Below are 16626 nucleotides of genomic sequence, written 5' to 3'. Positions count from 1 at the left end.
CTGGCGAAGCCCATCCGTGCGGGTCTAAGAAGGACTGCTGACGATCGTGGTCTGCCTTAGAGGATTGCTATGCCGCTTACCCGCGCCGACCTACTCGCGCGTCTGTCCGCCTTCGGTATCGAAGCGCCCACCTTCGACCATCAGGCCGTCTTTACCGTCGAGGAATCAGAGGACCTGCACCAGCGCATTCCGGGTGCGCACTCCAAGAACTTGTTCTTGAAAGACAAGAAGGATCGGGTGTTCCTGGTCTCCGTGCTCGCCGACGCCACCGTCGACCTGAAGACCATCCACACCCGGATCGGTGCCCAGGGCCGGGTCAGCTTCGGCAAACCGGAACTCTTGATGGAGCTCTTGGGTGTCGCGCCGGGCTCCGTGACCCCGTTCGGGATCGTGAACGACGCTGAGGGCCGGGTAACGGTGGTGCTGGACGCCGGGCTGATGGCTCATGAGGTGCTGAACTTCCACCCGCTCGAAAATACCGCCACCACGTCCATCAAACGCGACGACCTCGTGCGGGTCCTCACCGACGCCGGCCACCCACCTCAGATCATCGCTGTGACCCAGGAAGCCCTGGCCGCGGGTTTGTAAAGCGGGCGGCTACCCCTTATCTGACCAGGAAACGGAGGGGGTAGCGGGCGTCGACCACCGTGTCGGACGCCGCCATGGCATTCATGGCGCGAACATGATCTAACCCCGTCTTCGATATATGAGTACGCGACGTCGAACGGCCGACACATAGGATCGACACATGAGCGACACGCCGATCATTCTGGGAAGCGACGGGCAGCAGATCGCGAACAAGGGGACGACGGCACCTGCCGGCGGCGCGATGAGTGCCGCCATCGTGGACGCCACCACCAGCACGTTTGCCGCCGAGGTTTTGGAAGCCTCGCAGCAGGTCCCCGTCCTGGTCGATTTCTGGGCGCCGTGGTGCGGCCCCTGCAAGCAGCTCACGCCGGTGCTGGAGAAGGTGGTCCAGGAGGCTGGCGGCGCGGTCAAGCTCGTCAAGATGAACATCGACAACGAGCCGCAGATCGCCCAGCAGCTCGGCATTCGCTCGATTCCGGCGGTGATCGCCTTCAAGGACGGCCAGCCGGTGGACGGCTTCATGGGCGCGTTGCCGGAAGGTCAGATCAAGCAGTTCATCGAGCAGATCGCCGGTCCGGTCGGCGGGGGTTCCGGGGCCGCCGACATGATCGCCGAGGCCGACGCGCTGCGCGCCAGCGGCGATCCGGGCGGCGCGGCCCAGCTTTACATGGCTGCACTGCAGGCCGAGCAGGATTCCATTGCCGCCGTTGCCGGGCTCGCCCTTTGCCAGATCGATGCCGGCGAGATCGACGGCGCGCGGGAAACCTTGGGCATGATTCCGCCGGAGCTGGTGGACGATCCGGCGTTGGCGCCGGTCCATTCTGCCCTTGCGCTGATCGACGAGGCGGAGGAAGCCGGTGACGTGGCGAGCCTGGAAGCCGCCGTCGCGGCGGATCCGTCGAACCACCAGGCCAGGCTTGATCTTGCCGTCGCGCTCGCCGGGCGCGGCCGTCGCGAAGAGGCGGTCAACGAGCTCATCGCCATCATGCGGGCAGATCGGGAGTGGAACGAGGGGGCGGCCCAACAGCGGCTTCTGTCCTTCTTCGAGGCCTGGGGCCCGAAGGATCCGGCCACCATTGCCGGCCGCCGGCGCATGTCGTCGATTTTGTTCGCTTGAACGGATCGGGTCGACCTTGGCGATATCGCTCGAAACGGGCCGAAATCGCCGTAGGTGATCGGGTATCCGACGACGGTCGTACTGCCTTTGGCGGCAAGACCGTCGGGGCGGCAAGACGTCAGAAAAAGGTTCTTTTCGATGCAAGTCGGCAATCATCTCTACGAGCGAGCGGCGGACGTGCCGAGCGTCGTGCCGGTGTTTCCGCTGTCGGGAGCGCTGTTGCTTCCACGGGTACAGCTGCCGCTGAACATCTTCGAGCCGCGCTATGTCGCGATGGTGGACGCGGCGCTCAGGACCGATCGGGTGATCGGCATGGTGCAGCCGCGTTTCGATACGAGCGAGGAATCCGACGAGAATCCCGACTTGTGCGAGGTCGGCTGCCTGGGGCGTCTGACGGCGTTCCAGGAAAGCGGCGACGGACGCTACCTGATCACCCTTTCCGGCATCGCCCGTTTCCGGATCGAGGAGGAGATGGAGACGGCGACGCCCTACCGCATGTGCCGGATTGCGATTGATCCGTTTGCATCCGATCTCGTTGCCGAGAGCGGGGACGGCGAGGTCGATCGCGATGCGGTGTTAAAGGCGTTTCAGGACTATCTCACCGCGCACGACCTTGAGGCGGACTGGAGCAGCGTGCGCGAGGCCTCCAACGAAGCGTTGGTGAACACGCTCGCCACCATGAGCCCTTTCGGCCCGGCGGAGAAGCAGGCGCTTTTGGAGGCGAGCGATCTGAAGGCGCGCGCGGAGACCCTGGTCGCGCTGACCGAGATCGAGCTTGCTCGCGGCGGCGGCGACGACGTGCCCACATTTAACTAGCGATATGCCCCCTGCATGGGGGGATTGGTTCGGAGACGACGATGAACAGCGAAATGCGGAAAGTGGATCCCAAGCTCCTAGAGATGCTGGTCTGCCCGCTCACCAAGACCACGCTGGAATATGATGCGGAGCATCAGGAGCTGATTTCGCGGGCGGCGAAACTTGCCTATCCGATCCGCGACGGCATTCCGATCATGCTCCCCGACGAGGCCCGTGCGCTGGAAGATTGAGGGCGACGTCCGAAAAAAATGTGCCGAATTTCCGCCTGCATTTTCGGGGCGCGACGTATAATTCGGCAAAGCAGGGAACTTTTTTCCCGTATCTGCACTCTCGACACATCGGTCTTCGACCCCATGTAGGGGACGACGGTTGAGACGCACCAACGGCAACGGAGACCCATCGTGGCCGGATCGAGAGCCCATCCCGTCGCCGTTGCGACCGTTTCGGACGCTGCGGCGCTGTTTTCGCGCACCCGCGAGCGTTCGCTTTTCCTGGTCGAAGGGCTCGGCCCGGAAGACCTGGTTCTCCAATCCATGGAGGACGCCAGTCCGGCGAAATGGCACCTTGCTCACACGACCTGGTTCTTCGAGCAGTTCGTGCTGGCACCGTTCGTGCCCGGCTATCGCTTCTTCGACGAGCGCTATCTTTATCTTTTCAATTCCTACTACGTGCAGGCCGGATCGCGGTTTTCCCGGCCGCATCGCGGCCTGATCTCGCGACCGACCGTCGGTGACGTCTGGGATTATCGCCAGGCCGTCGATCGCGCGATCGCGGATCTTCTCGCCGCGCCGCCGGCCGAGCACGCCGGCACGATCTCTGCACGTGTCGAGCTTGGCTGCCATCATGAGATGCAGCACCAGGAACTGTTGCTGACGGACCTGCTGCACGCCTTTTCGTTCAATCCGACGCAGCCCGCCTACCACGCGCCGGAGCCGTTGCCGGTGGCCGCCGCGGCGACGGAGGCGGAATGGATCGGCTTTGACGGCGGGCTGTGCGAAATCGGCCACGACGGGGACGGTTTCGCCTTCGACAACGAAGGTCCACGCCACAAGGTCTATCTGGAGCCCTACGCGCTTGCTGATCGTCTGGTGACGAACCGCGAATGGTCCGCCTTCATGGACGATGGCGGTTACGCCACCCAGACGCTGTGGCTTTCGGATGGCTGGGCCTGCCGGGAGCGGGAAGGCTGGACCGCGCCGCTTTACTGGTTCGAGCGGGACGGCACCTGGTGGAGTTTCGGCCTGCGCGGTGCGCAGCCTGTCGATCCTGACGCACCGGTTGCGCACATCAGCTACTATGAGGCCGACGCGTTTGCGCGCTGGGCCGGTGCGCGGTTGCCGCGCGAGGCGGAATGGGAGCATGCCGCAAGCACCGTTCCGATCGATGGCAACTTCGTCGAGGGGGGCCATTTCCGACCGCGGCCGGCGCTTGCGAACGGACTGACCCAGATGTTCGGCGACGTCTGGCAGTGGACCGAGAGCGCCTACAGCCCCTATCCCGGCTTCAAGCCGCCGGAAGGGGCGATCGGCGAGTACAACGGCAAATTCATGGTGAACCAGTGGGTCCTGCGCGGGGCCTCGTGCGCAACGCCGCGTGCGCATGCGCGCGCAAGCTATCGCAACTTCTTCCATCCCCAGCAGCGCTGGCAGTTCTCCGGCCTGCGCCTGGCGAAGGATGCCTGAGCGGGCCTCCGACCGACCGAGGGCCCTCGCTCCACACCACAATCGATTTCAAGGGAAACGCCGATGACGCTTGCCACGAGCCAGGACTTCGGAGGCGATGCGGAGGCCGTCGTCGATGTTGATATCGACGCCGACTTCGCCCGCTCCGTGATCGCCGGTCTTTCGGTGCCGCAGAAGCAGCTTGAGCCGAAATGGCTCTATGACGCGTTGGGCGCCAAGCTGTTTGAGGCGATCTGCGAGGTCGACACCTACTATCCGACCCGGATGGAGATGCAGGTCCTGGCCAACCGCGCCGACGAGATCGCGGCCAGTCTCGGCGACAATTTGATCCTGGTGGAGCCGGGAAGCGGGGAAGGGGTCAAGGTGCGCCTCCTCCTCGACGCTCTCGGCGAGCGGGTTGCGGTCTATGTGCCGGTCGATATCGCCGCCGATCAGCTCATCTTCCTGGGCCAAACCATCAGTGCGGCCTATCCGGAGATCCTGGTCGCGCCGGTCGTGGCTGACTTCACCGGCGCCTTCACCATGCCGTCGGACCTGCCGGACGGCCCGCGCGTCCTGTTCTTTCCTGGGTCCACCGTCGGCAATTTCGATCCGCAGACCGCCCAGGAGCTGCTGGCCCGCCTCCGGGTGGAAAGCCGGGCGGAGGCGCTCTTGATTGGGGTCGATTCCTGCAAGGATGCGAACCGGCTGGTCGCCGCCTATGACGATCCGGTCGGTGTGACGGCTGCGTTCGACAAGAACATCCTCAACCGCATCAACCGCGAACTTGGCGGCACGTTCGACCTGTCCGCCTTCCACCATGAGGCACGCGTCGTGCCGGAAAAGAGCCGGGTGGAGATGCATCTGGTGTCCGACCGCGAGCAGACCGTCGAGGTCGCCGGCGTTCCGTTCGCCTTTGCCAAGGGCGAGACGATCCACACCGAGAGTTCGCACAAATACGCGCCGGAGGAATTCCGGGCGCTCGCCGCCGGGGCCGGGTGGCGGGGCGAGGCCGTCTGGAGCGACACCGACGGCCTGTTCAGCCTGCATTTGTTGCGGGCGGACTGAGGCGTAATTCGCTTTTCACTCCGCTCATTCCCGCGAAAGCGGGCATCCGTGGTGAGTCCGAAGTCTTCGGCTGCGGCGCGTTGGAGCACGTCCACGCCAAGTGGAAACCGGTTGGCCGTCCGGACATGCGTCAAAACAAAGGGTTAGAGCCTGTCAGCGTTTCCGTGAAACGCTGACAGGCTCTAGAACGCCTTCGGCACCGTCAAACAATCGTCCTATCCCTCAAGTCCGCGCGCAATCGAAAGGCCCTATGGATTCCCGCTTTCGCGGGAATGAGCGGAGGATGAGGGAGCTGTGGAGCTCAATTCCCCGCTCTTTCCATGTGCGCACGCAGGACCAAAAACCCACCCTTCGATCAGGCGATCAGGCGATTTTCGGCTCCGGGATGCCGCGCCGGCGGCAGGCGGCGACGACCGTATTCACCAAAAGGAAGCCGATGGTCATCGGGCCGACACCGCCCGGCACTGGTGTGATGGCGCCGGCGACCGCCTTGGCGGCCTCGGTGTCCACATCGCCGACGATCCGGGTCTTGCCTTCGCCGCGCTCGGGCGCCGGGATGCGGTTGATGCCGACGTCGATGACGGTGGCGCCGGGCTTCACCCAATCACCCTTGACGTAGTGCGGTCGGCCGATGGCGGCGACCAGGATGTCGGCGCGCCGGCAGATCTCGGGCAGGTTGCGGGTGCGTGAATGCGCCATCGTCACGGTGGCGTTGGCGTTCTGCAAGAGCAGCGACACCGGCTTTCCGACCAGGATCGAGCGGCCGATCACCACCGCGTCGAGACCGGAGAGATCGCCGTCGCGCGCCTGCTTGGCGAGGTCGACGCAGCCCTGGGGCGTGCACGCGACGAGCGCCGGCTGGCCAAGGACCAGGAGACCGGCGTTCATTGGATGCAATCCGTCGACATCCTTGGCGGGATCAATGGTCATCACCACCCGGTCGGAATCGATGTGCTTGGGAAGCGGCATCTGCACCAGGATGCCGTCGACCTCCGGATCGGCGTTCAGGCTCTCCACCAGCGCGATCAGATCGGCCTCGCCGGTCTCGGCCGGCAGCCGATGCTCGATCGACCGCATTCCGGCGGCTTCCGTGCGTTTCACCTTGTTGGTCACATAGATGTCGCTCGCCGGATCGTCGCCGACGAGGACGACCGCGAGGCCGGGGGTGAGGCCGTGCGCGGATTTCAGGCCTGCGACCACCTCAGCCACCTTGGCGTCGAGGGCGGCAGCGCGACTCTTGCCGTCGATGATCATGGCGCTCATGCCGGACGTTCTCCCATGGATACAGATTGGATACAATCTTCCTAGACCGTTTTCCCCTCGTAGGGAATCGCCGGATCGCAATGACGACGGGTCATTTCGACCCGGAAGTCTCGCAATCGAACCGTTCGATGGCCGCGACGATGGCGCTCGGATCGCCGGACAAACGGACGATCTTCAGCCGGGCGGTGTGGCCGGAGCGTATCTCGACCGCCGTCTTCGCCAGACCGAACCGCTTGGCGAGCAACGCTTCGAGCGCCTTGTTGGCGGCGTTCTTGTCCGGTACGGCGCGCACGCGCGCGGCCATGACCACCGATCCGTCGGAGAGTGACTTGATGCCGTCGATGTCGTCGCGGCCCGCCTTCGGCGTCAGCCGCACGCGAACGGTAACGGCGTCCGCGCTCGCCTCGTAGCAGGTCCCTTGCGTGTCGGTCTGATCTCCAGTGCCTGACTGGCTCACAGCACCAGCGGCACCAGGTTGTTCACGATCAGCTGCTGCAGGAAGAACAGGATCAGAAGCAGGATGATGGGCGAAATGTCGATGCCGCCGAGATCCGGCAGTAGCGAGCGGATCGGTCGCAACGCCGGCTCCGTCATCCGATAGAGCGCATCGCCGATCATGGAGATGAACTGGTTGCGCGGATTGACGACGTTGAAGGCGTAGAGCCAGGAGAAGATCGCGGCTGCGATGATCACCCAGGTGTAGAGCTTGATAGCGAGCAGAAGGACCTGAATGAGCGACAGCATGGGGGCTCCACGACCGGGATCAGTCTGAAGCGCCGCCACGGCTTGAGGCGGCGCCGGGTTGAACAGGCGTCACATAGCGGTCGTATGGGCCGGCCGCAAGGCTAGCCCACTTGAGGTTAGCCGCGCAAAATGCCGCCGGTGGCCTTGGAGACGGCCGCAACCACCTTCTCGCCGACGGCGTCGATCTCCTCGTCGGTCAGCGTGTGGTCGCGCGGCTGCAGCGTGATCTCGATGGCGACCGATTTCTTGCCGTTCTCGATTCCCGTACCGCGATAGACGTCGAACACGTCCACGTCGGTGATCAGGTTTTTCTCCGCCCCGCGGGCCGCCCGCAGGAGGTCGGCTGCCTCCGCCGTCTCGTCGACCACGAACGCGAAATCGCGTCGCACGGGCATCAAGTCGCTGACGGTGAGGGCCGGTTTCGCCTTGGTAGGCTTGGCCTTGGCCGCCGGCACCGCCTCCAGATGGATCTCGAAGGCAACCACAGGCCCGTCCGCGTCCAGCACGCCGAGCGCGGTCGGGTGCAGCTCGCCGAAGTGGCCGAGTACGATCGGACCGAGGCGCAGCGTGCCGGAACGTCCGGGATGCATCCAGTCCGGCGCGTCGCGAGTCACCTGCACCCGCTCCACCGGGGCGCCGGCGGCAGCCAGCACGGCCAGCGCATCGGCCTTGGCGTCGAAGGCGTCGACGGGGCCGGAATTGCCCGACCAGTGGCGGCCGGTTCCGCCGGGACGCGTGGTGCCCCGGCGCACACCGGTTGCCGCGGTCTTCTGGTCCTCCGGTCGATCGCCCAGGAACACCTGGCCCACCTCGAACAGCGGCTGATCGGCCATGCCGCGATCGGCATTCTTCTGCAGCGCGCGCACCAGGCCGGGCACCTGGCTCGGCCGCATATCGGAGAGATCGCTGGCGATCGGATTGGCCAGCGCGAGCTCCGCCGCGCCGCCGCCGAAGGCGTCCGCTTCCGGCTTGGAGACGAACGACCACGTGATCGCCTCCACGAAGCCGCGCGCAGCAAGCGTGCGCCGGGCCTGGCGGGTGCGCACTTGAAGCGGCGTCAGCACTTTCCGGGCAACGGGATAGAGCCGCGGCATCGGCTGGGTCGGGATCTCGTCGACGCCCACGATGCGGACAACCTCTTCCACCAGGTCGGCCTTGCCTTCGACGTCGGCACGCCAGCTTGGCACCGTCACATCGAGCGTATCGCCCGAGCCGGCGACCTCGAAACCGAGCGCGGTCAGGATCGCAACGATACGCTCGCTGGGCACGGCAAGCCCGGACAGCCGCTCGACCTCGGCGACGGGGAAGGCGACGGTGTGTTGCGCGACCGGGACCTCACCAGCGAGCACCACCTCCGACGGCGTGCCGCCGCACAGCTCCATGACCAGCGCCGTGGCAAGCTCGATCCCCGGCAGCGTGAAGGCCGGGTCGATGCCGCGCTCGAACCGGAAGCGGGCATCTGAGACCAGGTTCAGCGCCCGTCCGGTGCGGGCAATCGACAGCGGATCCCACAGCGCCGATTCGATCAGCACCTCGGTGGTGTCTTCCGAACAGCCGGTCTCTTCGCCGCCCATCACGCCGGCAACCGATTCCACGCCCTGTTCGTCGGCGATGACGCACATGGTCTCGTCGAGGGTGTAAGTGCGCCCGTCTAGCGCGAGCACGGTCTCTCCGGCCTTGGCGCGGCGCACGGTGAGGTCGCCCTTTACCTTGGCGGCGTCGAACACGTGCAGCGGTCGGTTGCGGTCGTAGGTCAACAGGTTGGTGATATCGACCAGGGCGTTGATCGGCCGAAGCCCGATCGCCGTCAGCCGGTTGCGCAGCCATTCCGGGGAGGGGCCGTTCTTCACGCCCGTGACCTTGCGCAGCGCGAACGCCGGGCAGAGCGGATCGCCCTCGGGGAAGGACAGCGTCACGCCGACCGGGCAGGGGCCGGTGCCGGGAACGGCCGGTACGGGCGCGTCCTTGAAGGTGCCGAGACCGGCGGCGGCGAGATCGCGCGCGACGCCGGATACCCCCAGGCAGTCGGCGCGATTCGGCGTGATCGCGATTTCGATCACCGGATCGTCGAGCCCGGCCCAGGCTGCGTAAGGCGTGCCCTTGGGGGCGTCATCGGGAAGGTCGATGATGCCAGAGTGTTCGTCCGACAGCCCGAGCTCGCGCTCCGACAGGAGCATGCCCCGGCTTTCCACGCCGCGGATCGCGCCGATCTTCAGGTCGACGCCGGTGCCCGGCACGTGGGTGCCCGGCGCGGCGAACACGCCGGTCATGCCGGCGCGTGCGTTGGGGGCGCCGCAGACCACCTGGACCGGATCGCCGGCGCCGGTGTCGACCATGCAGACCCGAAGCCGGTCGGCGTTCGGATGCTGGTCGGCGGAGATCACCTTGGCGATCACGAACGGGGCGAGCGCCGTCGCCGTGTCGGTGACCTCTTCGACCTCCAGGCCGATCATGGTCAGCGTGGACACGATCGTCTCGAGCGAGGCGTCGGTTTCGAGGTGGTCCTTCAGCCAGGACAGAGTGAACTTCATCGTGGAAACACTTGAGCGTGAGGGCGGAGCAGTGCGTACGCGAGCCTGATCTAGATCATTTTCGTTCCCTCTGTCACCCGACGATCGGAATTGCCGTCGTCAATCGCGGTGCCACGCACCTCGCGCATTGCTGGATTGTGTGTGTGGCATTGATCCGGACCTGGCGACGCGCGACAAGGACACTGCGGCTCAATTCTCCTTCAGTGCCGTTTCAGGTCGCCGGTTGCGACAGTGTTTCCCGGTCGCCGGCCACGACCGTTTCCAGGTCAAGCGTCTCATGCCCACCGACAGCCCCTACACGCTCACGGTCGTAGCCGTGCTCTGCGTCCTCTACGTGGCGGGAGGCTTCGTGAAAGGGGCCGCCTCGTTCGGCCAGCCGATGGTCACGGTCTCGCTCGGCGCCTTGCTGCTCCCGGTACCGAGCGCCATCGCGGTCGCGACGATCCCGGCGTTCGCCTCCAACATCTTCCAGGCTTGGACGAGCCGGCAGGCGGTTGGCGAGCTGAAGACCTACCGGCTGTTCTATCTGCTATTGGCGCTCGGGCTCGTGGCGGGCTTGAACGTCTTTGCCGCGCTCGATCAGGACACTCTGCAGGCGGTGATCGGCGTCTTCCTAGCGGTGTTCGCCGTCACCCAGATCGCCGGCTTTCATCCGCCGTTGAAGCCGCCGCCGCACCAGAGCGTGCTGGCGCTCACGGGGCTGGTGTCGGGCCTTGCGGCCGGAACCACCTCCTTCGTCGGCTTTCCCTCGCTGCCGGTGCTGATCGCCTACCGCGTCGAGCGGGCGGCGTTCGCGCTGATCACATCGGTGATGTTCTTCATCACCATGTCGCTGATCAGCGGCGGCCTGTTCCTGCTCGGCCTGTTCGGGCGCGGCGAGCTTTTGGTCGGCATTTTGTGCTGCCTGCCGTCGCTCCTGGGCCAGCAGATCGGGGTGCGGCTGCGCAACCGGCTGTCGGTCGCCCGGCTTCGGTTGGTGATCAACGTCGTGCTCGCGGCGGTCGGGATCTCCCTGGTCCTGCGAGCGTTGGAGGCCGGCCTCGTCTGAGACCTTCGCCGGCCGTCACGGCGCAACGGCGAGGCGGTCCATTGCGATGTCCAGGAGCCCGAACCGCGTCGGGATCTTGATGCGCACAGGCACCATGTAGACGGCGTCGCCACCCGGCTCGGGAAGCGGCGCGAGCCAGACCTCCATGCCGTCATTGTCCCGGAGTTCGCGAATTTCGCGCTTGTTCTTTCGGTGGCCGGCGATCGGCGTGTAGTCGATCCGGCAGACGAACACGACACCGTCATAGGCCTTGCGACCGCCGTCGTAGCTGTCTCGGCGCTTGAAAGAGAGCTTGACGTCGTAGCGCTGCTCGCCGTCGAAGATCGGCACGGTGCGATCGCAGACCGCGTTGTCGACAGGGGCTTGCGCCTTCCAGACCAACGCGGAGACGGGATCGGTGATGCCGCGCTTGTCGGCGTCCGTCAGCACCACCCGATCGGGTTCCGGCGGCTTGTCCTCCTCCGGCGGATCGACGGTCAGCTTGGTCACCCTGTTGCCGTTGAGCTCCATGGCAAGGGTCTGGCGGTCGTCGCTCTCCTCCCAAACGTAGCCGTAGGAGGCCGGGACGACACGCTCGCCGGCAAGACGGCCGGACCCGCGGGCGGTGCCGCGCGCATCGGTGATGATGCGGCTCAGCCCGCTCGCCTTGCCCTCGCCGGTCAACTTGTAGGTGCCGTCGGTGATTTCGGCATGGACACGCGATTCGCCGATCAGGAAGCCGGCGATGGAAATGTCGAAATGGCTGTCGAAGGTCGCGGCTGCGGCTGGATGCGCCAGCCCGCAGACAAGGAGCAGGACGGCGGCGTTGGCCAGGGTACGCGGCGCGCGCAGCCGGCGAGAAAGGGGCGTCATCGTCAGCGGAAATCCTTTCAGGTGCACGAAGCGGAGTAAATGTCTCAACTTGGCCAAATCGAGGGCGTGATTGATCCGTTTCAAGGTGGAACGGCGCCGGCTTTGGGATCGTTCGCCAACAGGGATGGGCGCTTCGAGGGCGCCGAAGGCAGATAGGAGAATCGGTATGGGACGCGTGCAGGACAAGGTGGCGCTGGTGACGGGCGGCTCGGTCGGCCTGGGGGAGGCGATGGTGCGCCTGATGGCGGCCGAAGGCGCCAAGATCGTCATCACCGACATCCAGGACCAGCCGGGCGAGGCCGTCGCCAAGGCGATCACCGACGCCGGCGGCGAGGCGATCTATCTGCACCACGACGTCGCCGACGAGGCTCAGTGGGAAAACGTGGTCGCCAAGGCCGTGGACCGCTTCGGCCGGCTCGACGTGGTGGTCAACAATGCCGGCATCGGCGTTGGCTGCGCGCCGGAGGAACAGACGCTTGAGGACTGGCGCCGGCTGATGTCCATCAACCTCGACGGCGTTTTCCTCGGCACCAAGCACGCCATTCGCGCCATGAAGGCCAACAAGCCGCAGACCATGGGCTCGATCGTCAACCTGTCTTCGATCGAAGGTCTGGTCGGCGATCCCAATCTCGGCGCCTACAACGCCTCCAAGGGCGGCGTGCGGATCTATACTAAGTCAGTCGCGCTCTATTGCGCCAACAACCGGCTCGGCATCCGGGTCAACTCGGTGCATCCGGGCTATATCTGGACGCCGATGGTGGAGAACTATCTGCGCGACAACGGCGGCGTGGAGGAAGGCCGCAAGGCGCTCGACGCGCTGCATCCGATCGGCCATGTCGGCGAGCCCAACGACATCGCCTACGGGGTGCTCTATCTCGCCTCCGACGAGTCGAAATTCGTCACTGGCGCGGAACTCGTCATCGACGGCGGCTACACCGCGCAATAGTCTCCCGCGAGATCCGGTGGCGGCGGGATCGGCCCGTCGCCCCCGCTTGCGCAAGGAGCTTCGATCAAATGGTGACGCTGTTTTATTCGCCGGGTACGTGTGCGCTGGCGACCCACATCGCGCTGGAGGAAGCGGGCGCCGACTACACGTTGCGGCGGGTGGATTTTGCCAACACCGAGCAGCGCTCGCCGGACTATCTCGCGATCAATCCCAAGGGCCGGGTTCCTTCGCTCGTCACCGAAGACGCCGTATTGACCGAAACGCCGGCGCTGCTTGCCTGGGTGGCCCAGACCCATCCCGAAGCCGAGCTGGCGCCGCTCGACGATCCGTCCGCCTTTGCCCGCGCGCAGTCCTTCAACAGCTATCTGTGCTCCACGGTGCATGTGGCGCACGCGCACGGTCGCCGCGCGATCCGCTGGACCGACGATCCGGCGGCGATCGAGGCTCTGCAGGCGAAGGTGCCGGAGACCATGGCTGCCTGTTATGCGCTGATCGAGGAGAGCTTCCTGCAGGGCCCGTGGGTCATGGGCGAGCGCTATTCGATCTGCGATCCTTATCTGTATACGATTTCAAGTTGGCTCGGGGACGACAACGTCGACATCGCCGACTATCCAAAGGTCGCCGATCATTTCCGGCGGATGGGCGAACGTCCGGCCGTGCAACGGGCGCTTGCCGGCCAGCAGGGTTGACGGGCGTCCGCCTCCGAATCTCGGCAACCCGTCACATTTAATGGTGTATCTTTCTCTCGCCCCGAACCGGGGCGATGCAGGAGGACATCGCCATTATGTGCAACGATCACGAACTGGCTTATACGCGGCGCGGGTTGTTTGGTCTCGGCCTCGGCGCCGCATCGACTGCGTTTCTTGCCGGGCAGGTGATCCCGGCGGCCGCCCAGTCCTCCACCGAGGCGCCTGCGGCCCGTCCGAACGATATCAGCCCCGACGAGGCGCTGAAGCAGCTCATGGATGGAAACGGCCGCTACGTGGCCAACACCGCCATGAACCGCGACCTTTCCGCCGGCCGGGCCGCGCGGGCCCAGGCTCAGTATCCGTTCGCGGGCCTGATCTCCTGCGCCGATTCCCGTGTGGCGCCGGAACTCGCCTTCGATCAGGGGCCGGGGGAGCTGTTCGTGGTCCGGGTCGCGGGCAATTTCGTGGATGTCAGCGGCCTCGCCAGCATCGAATATGGTGTGGCCGTGCTCGGCATCCCGCTTTTGATGGTGCTCGGCCACTCCGGCTGCGGCGCGGTCGATGCCACCATCAAGGTCGTCCAGGACGGCACTGAACTGCCGGGTCATCTGCCGGAGCTGATCGCCAACCTGAAGCCGGGCGTGCAGAAGGCGCTTGCCGAAAAGCCCGCCGATCCGCTGGCGGCGGCGACAAAGGCGAACGTCGTCTACAATGTGCAAAAGCTGGAGAAGGCAACGCCGATCGTGGAAGAGGCGGTCTCGACCGGCAAGGTCAAGGTCGTCGGCGGCATCTACGACATCGCGACCGGCAAGGTCGAGCTGATCTGAGCGGCCTATGAAGATGGGATCACGGTGAGCGCGGATTGGATTGTGCCGAAATCACCGTGATCGATCCTTTTCCGGATTGGCTGGCAGCTTTTCAGGCCGCTATCCGCGCGGCGGGATCTGCAACCCACGCTCGACCGCCGGGCGTGCGAGGCAGCGCTCCAGCCAGGCCGGCACTCTGCTGAGCTCGTCGTAGCCGACGATGTCGCCGGCCTCATAGAACTGCACCAGGCCGCGGACCCAGCCCATCATCGAGATGTCGGCGATGGTGTAGTCGTCGCCCATGATCCAGTCCCGGCCGTCCAGACGGGTTTCCAGCACGCCGAGAAGCCGCTTCACCTCGTTGACGTAGCGCTCCAGCGGTCGCTTGTCCTCAATGTCCTTGCCGGCGAATTTGTAGAAGAAGCCGAGCTGGCCGAACATCGGTCCGATGTGGCCCATCTGGAAGAACACCCACTGGATGGTCTCGTAGCGCAAGGCCGGATCGCTCGGCACCAGCTTGCCGGTCTTGTCGGCGAGATAGACCAGGATCGCACCGGACTCGAACAAAGCGAGCGGCTTTCCGCCGGGTCCGTCCGGATCGATAATCGCGGGGATCTTGCCGTTCGGATTGAGCGCGAGGAATTCCGGCGTCCAGGTCTCGTTCTTGGTGATCGCGACGGTGTGCGCCTCGTAGGGAACACCGGTTTCTTCCAGCGCGATCGAGACTTTCACGCCGTTCGGTGTCGGGAAGGAATAAAGCTGCAGGCGATCGGGATGCGCGGCTGGCCAGCGGCCGGTGATCGGAAAGGCGGAAAGATCGGTCATGGGGGAGGCTCCAATCGCGTGAAGGTCGGCCCGCGGTCGCCGGGGAGGGGACGACGCGAAACGGGACCGTCGCGGGCTTGGTTCCGTTAGATCAGAGATCGCGGCGCGAGGCGAGATCCCGGGTCCGTGCAAATCCGGGAAAAGTGGAAGGCGGCTTTCGCCACGAATTTGCGGGGGAATTGGTTTCGTCCCGGCCCGGTCGCGATCCGTCAAAGCTGTTTGTACATCAGCGTCGTCGCGTCCAGGCGGTTTTCGAATGGATCGCGGCAATAGCCGGGAATGGTGCCGACGGTCACGAAACCTAACGAGGTGTAGAGCGGTTCGGCGGCGTCCCCGGTGCGCGTGTCCAGAGTGAGGAGCGTGCGCCCGAGAGGGCTCGCATGGTCTATCAGCGCGGCCATCAATTCGCGGGCGATGCCGCGCCGGCGCACATCGGGATGAACCAGCAGCTTGGTGACCTCCGCCCGGTGTGGCTGGTTCGGCGGCGTGTCGGTGTCCAGTTGCACGGTGCCGACGATCCGGCCCTCAAGCTCGGCGATCCAGAGGATTCGGGTGCCGGTGACGACCGGGCCGCGCACCTTGTTTTCAAAAAAGGTCTCCGCCTCGATTTCGGAGAACGGCAGCACGAAGTTCACGCTGGCGCCCGCCATCACGCAAGCATGCAACAGCGCGGCAAGGCCGGGGAGCTTGGCGTCGAACAGCTCCGGCGAGACGATGGACAAGACAGTGGCAGGTTCGGTCATCGCACGATCTCACACCAGGAAAAGGAGATAGCGGGCGCCGGTCTCGGCGGGCGTTTCGAAGCTGCTCGGACCGAGAAGCCGATAGCGCAGGCAGTCGCCCGGGCTGAGGGCGTAGGTCGCGCCGTCCACGGTCAGAGTCAGCCGGCCGTCCAGCATCACCAGATGGTGTTCCAGGCTCGGTCGCGGTGGCGCGTCGTAGCTAAGTCGGGTCGCCGGCGGGATTTCGCCTTCGATCGCCTCGCCGGCGAGCATCTGCGCTGGTGGGGAAACCAGGCGGCGGCGAAAGCCGGTTTCCGGATCCAGCCAGACGGTCTGCTCGTCGCGCGCAATCAGTGGGGTGAAATCGCCCTCGGCCAGAAGCATCAGCCGGGACAGCGTGAGGCCGTAGGCAGCGCAGAGCTTGCCGAGCACCGCCGCTGTCGGACTCACTTCCGCGTTTTCCAGGCGGGACAGCGTGGCTCGGCTGACGCCGGTTTGCCGGGCGAGCGCGTCCAGCGACCAGCCGCGCTCGGCGCGCAGTGTCCGCAGGCTGTCGGCAATCCGGCGATCAGTGGGTTCAATCTCGAGAGAATTTCCCATATATGGGAAATTCGGGCAATTGGCGGGCGCTGTCAATAAGAGCAATTTCAGGAAAAGTGGGAACCGGTTTTCCGTCTTAAATTGCGTTGAAAGATATGTCCTCACGCTGTCGCGGCTCCGCCGCTTCGCTCCGGACTGGGCGGCCTCCGGCCGGCGCGCGGTCGCGCGCTGGCTTCGCGAATTTCAGGAAAAGTGGGAACCGGTTTTCCGTCTTAAATTGCGTTGAAAGATATGTCCTCACGCTGTCGCGGCTTCGCCGCTTCGCTCCGGACTGGGCGGCCTCCGGCCGGCGCGCGGTCGCGCGCTGGCTTCGCGAATTTCAGGAAAAGTGGGAACCGGTTTTCCGTCTG

18 protein-coding genes are annotated in these 16626 nt (G+C 65.4%); 10 read left to right on the top strand and 8 right to left on the bottom strand.

Annotated features, from left to right (window positions below; genetic code table 11):
• Positions 1-69 precede the first annotated feature (69 nt).
• From HNS03_RS10345 to egtD, 6 genes are all read left to right on the top strand, one after another.
• Positions 70-588, top strand: coding sequence for a prolyl-tRNA synthetase associated domain-containing protein (locus HNS03_RS10345; RefSeq protein WP_367195102.1), 519 nt, complete (start codon positions 70-72; stop codon positions 586-588).
• 160 nt (positions 589-748) lie between these two features.
• Positions 749-1705: a thioredoxin gene (trxA, locus tag HNS03_RS10340; RefSeq protein ID WP_367195101.1), complete on the top strand. Its 957-nt coding sequence runs from the start codon at positions 749-751 to the stop codon at positions 1703-1705.
• Positions 1706-1843: 138 nt separating this feature from the next.
• On the top strand, positions 1844-2521 hold the full coding sequence (locus HNS03_RS10335; RefSeq protein ID WP_367195099.1) for an LON peptidase substrate-binding domain-containing protein: 678 nt from the start codon (positions 1844-1846) through the stop codon (positions 2519-2521).
• Positions 2522-2562: 41 nt separating this feature from the next.
• Positions 2563-2751 (top strand): Trm112 family protein, encoded by a 189-nt coding sequence (locus HNS03_RS10330; RefSeq protein WP_367195097.1) that lies wholly within the window; start codon positions 2563-2565, stop codon positions 2749-2751.
• 171 nt (positions 2752-2922) lie between these two features.
• On the top strand, positions 2923-4203 hold the full coding sequence (gene egtB, locus HNS03_RS10325; protein ID WP_367195096.1) for an ergothioneine biosynthesis protein EgtB: 1281 nt from the start codon (positions 2923-2925) through the stop codon (positions 4201-4203).
• Positions 4204-4266: 63 nt separating this feature from the next.
• The gene (egtD, locus tag HNS03_RS10320) at positions 4267-5250 is read left to right on the top strand and encodes an L-histidine N(alpha)-methyltransferase (RefSeq protein ID WP_367195094.1); all 984 of its coding nucleotides are present in this window, start codon (positions 4267-4269) and stop codon (positions 5248-5250) included.
• A gap of 363 nt (positions 5251-5613) precedes the next feature.
• Here egtD and folD read toward each other — a convergent pair whose 3' ends face one another.
• The 4 genes from folD to pheT all read right to left on the bottom strand — a co-directional run bounded on the left by folD (position 5614) and on the right by pheT (position 9788).
• Positions 5614-6513 (bottom strand): bifunctional methylenetetrahydrofolate dehydrogenase/methenyltetrahydrofolate cyclohydrolase FolD, encoded by a 900-nt coding sequence (gene folD / locus HNS03_RS10315; protein WP_367195092.1) that lies wholly within the window; start codon positions 6511-6513, stop codon positions 5614-5616.
• A gap of 91 nt (positions 6514-6604) precedes the next feature.
• On the bottom strand, positions 6605-6970 hold the full coding sequence (locus HNS03_RS10310; RefSeq protein ID WP_367195090.1) for a DUF167 family protein: 366 nt from the start codon (positions 6968-6970) through the stop codon (positions 6605-6607).
• Positions 6967-7257, bottom strand: coding sequence for a YggT family protein (locus tag HNS03_RS10305; protein WP_367195089.1), 291 nt, complete (start codon positions 7255-7257; stop codon positions 6967-6969). The genes HNS03_RS10310 and HNS03_RS10305 overlap by 4 nt, the downstream gene beginning before the upstream one ends.
• 116 nt (positions 7258-7373) lie before the next feature.
• A complete protein-coding gene (gene pheT / locus HNS03_RS10300; RefSeq protein WP_367195088.1) occupies positions 7374-9788 on the bottom strand; it encodes a phenylalanine--tRNA ligase subunit beta in 2415 nt (804 codons plus the stop codon).
• A gap of 277 nt (positions 9789-10065) precedes the next feature.
• Between pheT and HNS03_RS10295 the strand changes: the two genes are divergently transcribed.
• Positions 10066-10836 (top strand): TSUP family transporter, encoded by a 771-nt coding sequence (locus HNS03_RS10295; RefSeq protein WP_367195086.1) that lies wholly within the window; start codon positions 10066-10068, stop codon positions 10834-10836.
• Positions 10837-10851: 15 nt separating this feature from the next.
• On the opposite strand, the gene HNS03_RS10290 is transcribed toward HNS03_RS10295, so the two are convergent.
• Positions 10852-11688, bottom strand: coding sequence for a DUF3108 domain-containing protein (locus HNS03_RS10290; protein WP_367195084.1), 837 nt, complete (start codon positions 11686-11688; stop codon positions 10852-10854).
• A gap of 166 nt (positions 11689-11854) precedes the next feature.
• On the opposite strand from HNS03_RS10290, the gene HNS03_RS10285 reads away from it, so the two are divergent.
• The 3 genes from HNS03_RS10285 to HNS03_RS10275 all read left to right on the top strand — a co-directional run bounded on the left by HNS03_RS10285 (position 11855) and on the right by HNS03_RS10275 (position 14150).
• Positions 11855-12634, top strand: coding sequence for a glucose 1-dehydrogenase (locus HNS03_RS10285; RefSeq protein WP_367195082.1), 780 nt, complete (start codon positions 11855-11857; stop codon positions 12632-12634).
• Positions 12635-12702: 68 nt separating this feature from the next.
• A complete protein-coding gene (locus HNS03_RS10280; protein WP_367195080.1) occupies positions 12703-13323 on the top strand; it encodes a glutathione S-transferase family protein in 621 nt (206 codons plus the stop codon).
• Between the two features lie 74 nt (positions 13324-13397).
• Complete coding sequence (locus tag HNS03_RS10275) at positions 13398-14150, top strand: carbonic anhydrase (protein WP_367195078.1); 753 nt, start codon at positions 13398-13400, stop codon at positions 14148-14150.
• A 99-nt stretch (positions 14151-14249) separates the two neighbouring features.
• Here HNS03_RS10275 and HNS03_RS10270 read toward each other — a convergent pair whose 3' ends face one another.
• The 3 genes from HNS03_RS10270 to HNS03_RS10260 all read right to left on the bottom strand — a co-directional run bounded on the left by HNS03_RS10270 (position 14250) and on the right by HNS03_RS10260 (position 16276).
• Entirely contained in the window at positions 14250-14954 is a 705-nt protein-coding gene (locus HNS03_RS10270) for a glutathione S-transferase N-terminal domain-containing protein (RefSeq protein ID WP_367195077.1), read from the bottom strand.
• A gap of 209 nt (positions 14955-15163) precedes the next feature.
• A complete protein-coding gene (locus tag HNS03_RS10265; RefSeq protein ID WP_367195075.1) occupies positions 15164-15697 on the bottom strand; it encodes an N-acetyltransferase family protein in 534 nt (177 codons plus the stop codon).
• Between the two features lie 9 nt (positions 15698-15706).
• Positions 15707-16276, bottom strand: coding sequence for a helix-turn-helix domain-containing protein (locus HNS03_RS10260; RefSeq protein WP_367195073.1), 570 nt, complete (start codon positions 16274-16276; stop codon positions 15707-15709).
• Positions 16277-16626: the final 350 nt, after the last annotated feature.

It is taken from the genome of Amorphus sp. 3PC139-8, from assembly GCF_040750475.1.
In the GTDB taxonomy this organism is placed as follows: Bacteria; Pseudomonadota; Alphaproteobacteria; order Rhizobiales; family Amorphaceae; genus Amorphus.
The sequence above is the reverse complement of the archived record's forward strand: the minus strand, read 5'-3'. Positions and strand labels throughout refer to the sequence as shown.

Excerpts from the sequence above, each read along its gene's own strand:
- HNS03_RS10345 (WP_367195102.1), top strand. The coding sequence starts at position 70 with ATGCCGCTTACCCGCGCCGACCTACTCGCGCGTCTGTCCGCCTTCGGT.
- trxA (WP_367195101.1), top strand. The coding sequence starts at position 749 with ATGAGCGACACGCCGATCATTCTGGGAAGCGACGGGCAGCAGATCGCG.
- HNS03_RS10335 (WP_367195099.1), top strand. The coding sequence starts at position 1,844 with ATGCAAGTCGGCAATCATCTCTACGAGCGAGCGGCGGACGTGCCGAGC.
- HNS03_RS10330 (WP_367195097.1), top strand. The coding sequence starts at position 2,563 with ATGAACAGCGAAATGCGGAAAGTGGATCCCAAGCTCCTAGAGATGCTG.
- egtD (WP_367195094.1), top strand. The coding sequence starts at position 4,267 with ATGACGCTTGCCACGAGCCAGGACTTCGGAGGCGATGCGGAGGCCGTC.
- folD (WP_367195092.1), bottom strand. The coding sequence starts at position 6,513 with ATGAGCGCCATGATCATCGACGGCAAGAGTCGCGCTGCCGCCCTCGAC.
- HNS03_RS10305 (WP_367195089.1), bottom strand. The coding sequence starts at position 7,257 with ATGCTGTCGCTCATTCAGGTCCTTCTGCTCGCTATCAAGCTCTACACC.
- pheT (WP_367195088.1), bottom strand. The coding sequence starts at position 9,788 with ATGAAGTTCACTCTGTCCTGGCTGAAGGACCACCTCGAAACCGACGCC.
- HNS03_RS10295 (WP_367195086.1), top strand. The coding sequence starts at position 10,066 with ATGCCCACCGACAGCCCCTACACGCTCACGGTCGTAGCCGTGCTCTGC.
- HNS03_RS10290 (WP_367195084.1), bottom strand. The coding sequence starts at position 11,688 with ATGACGCCCCTTTCTCGCCGGCTGCGCGCGCCGCGTACCCTGGCCAAC.
- HNS03_RS10285 (WP_367195082.1), top strand. The coding sequence starts at position 11,855 with ATGGGACGCGTGCAGGACAAGGTGGCGCTGGTGACGGGCGGCTCGGTC.
- HNS03_RS10280 (WP_367195080.1), top strand. The coding sequence starts at position 12,703 with ATGGTGACGCTGTTTTATTCGCCGGGTACGTGTGCGCTGGCGACCCAC.
- HNS03_RS10275 (WP_367195078.1), top strand. The coding sequence starts at position 13,398 with ATGCAGGAGGACATCGCCATTATGTGCAACGATCACGAACTGGCTTAT.
- HNS03_RS10270 (WP_367195077.1), bottom strand. The coding sequence starts at position 14,954 with ATGACCGATCTTTCCGCCTTTCCGATCACCGGCCGCTGGCCAGCCGCG.
- HNS03_RS10265 (WP_367195075.1), bottom strand. The coding sequence starts at position 15,697 with ATGACCGAACCTGCCACTGTCTTGTCCATCGTCTCGCCGGAGCTGTTC.
- HNS03_RS10260 (WP_367195073.1), bottom strand. The coding sequence starts at position 16,276 with ATGGGAAATTCTCTCGAGATTGAACCCACTGATCGCCGGATTGCCGAC.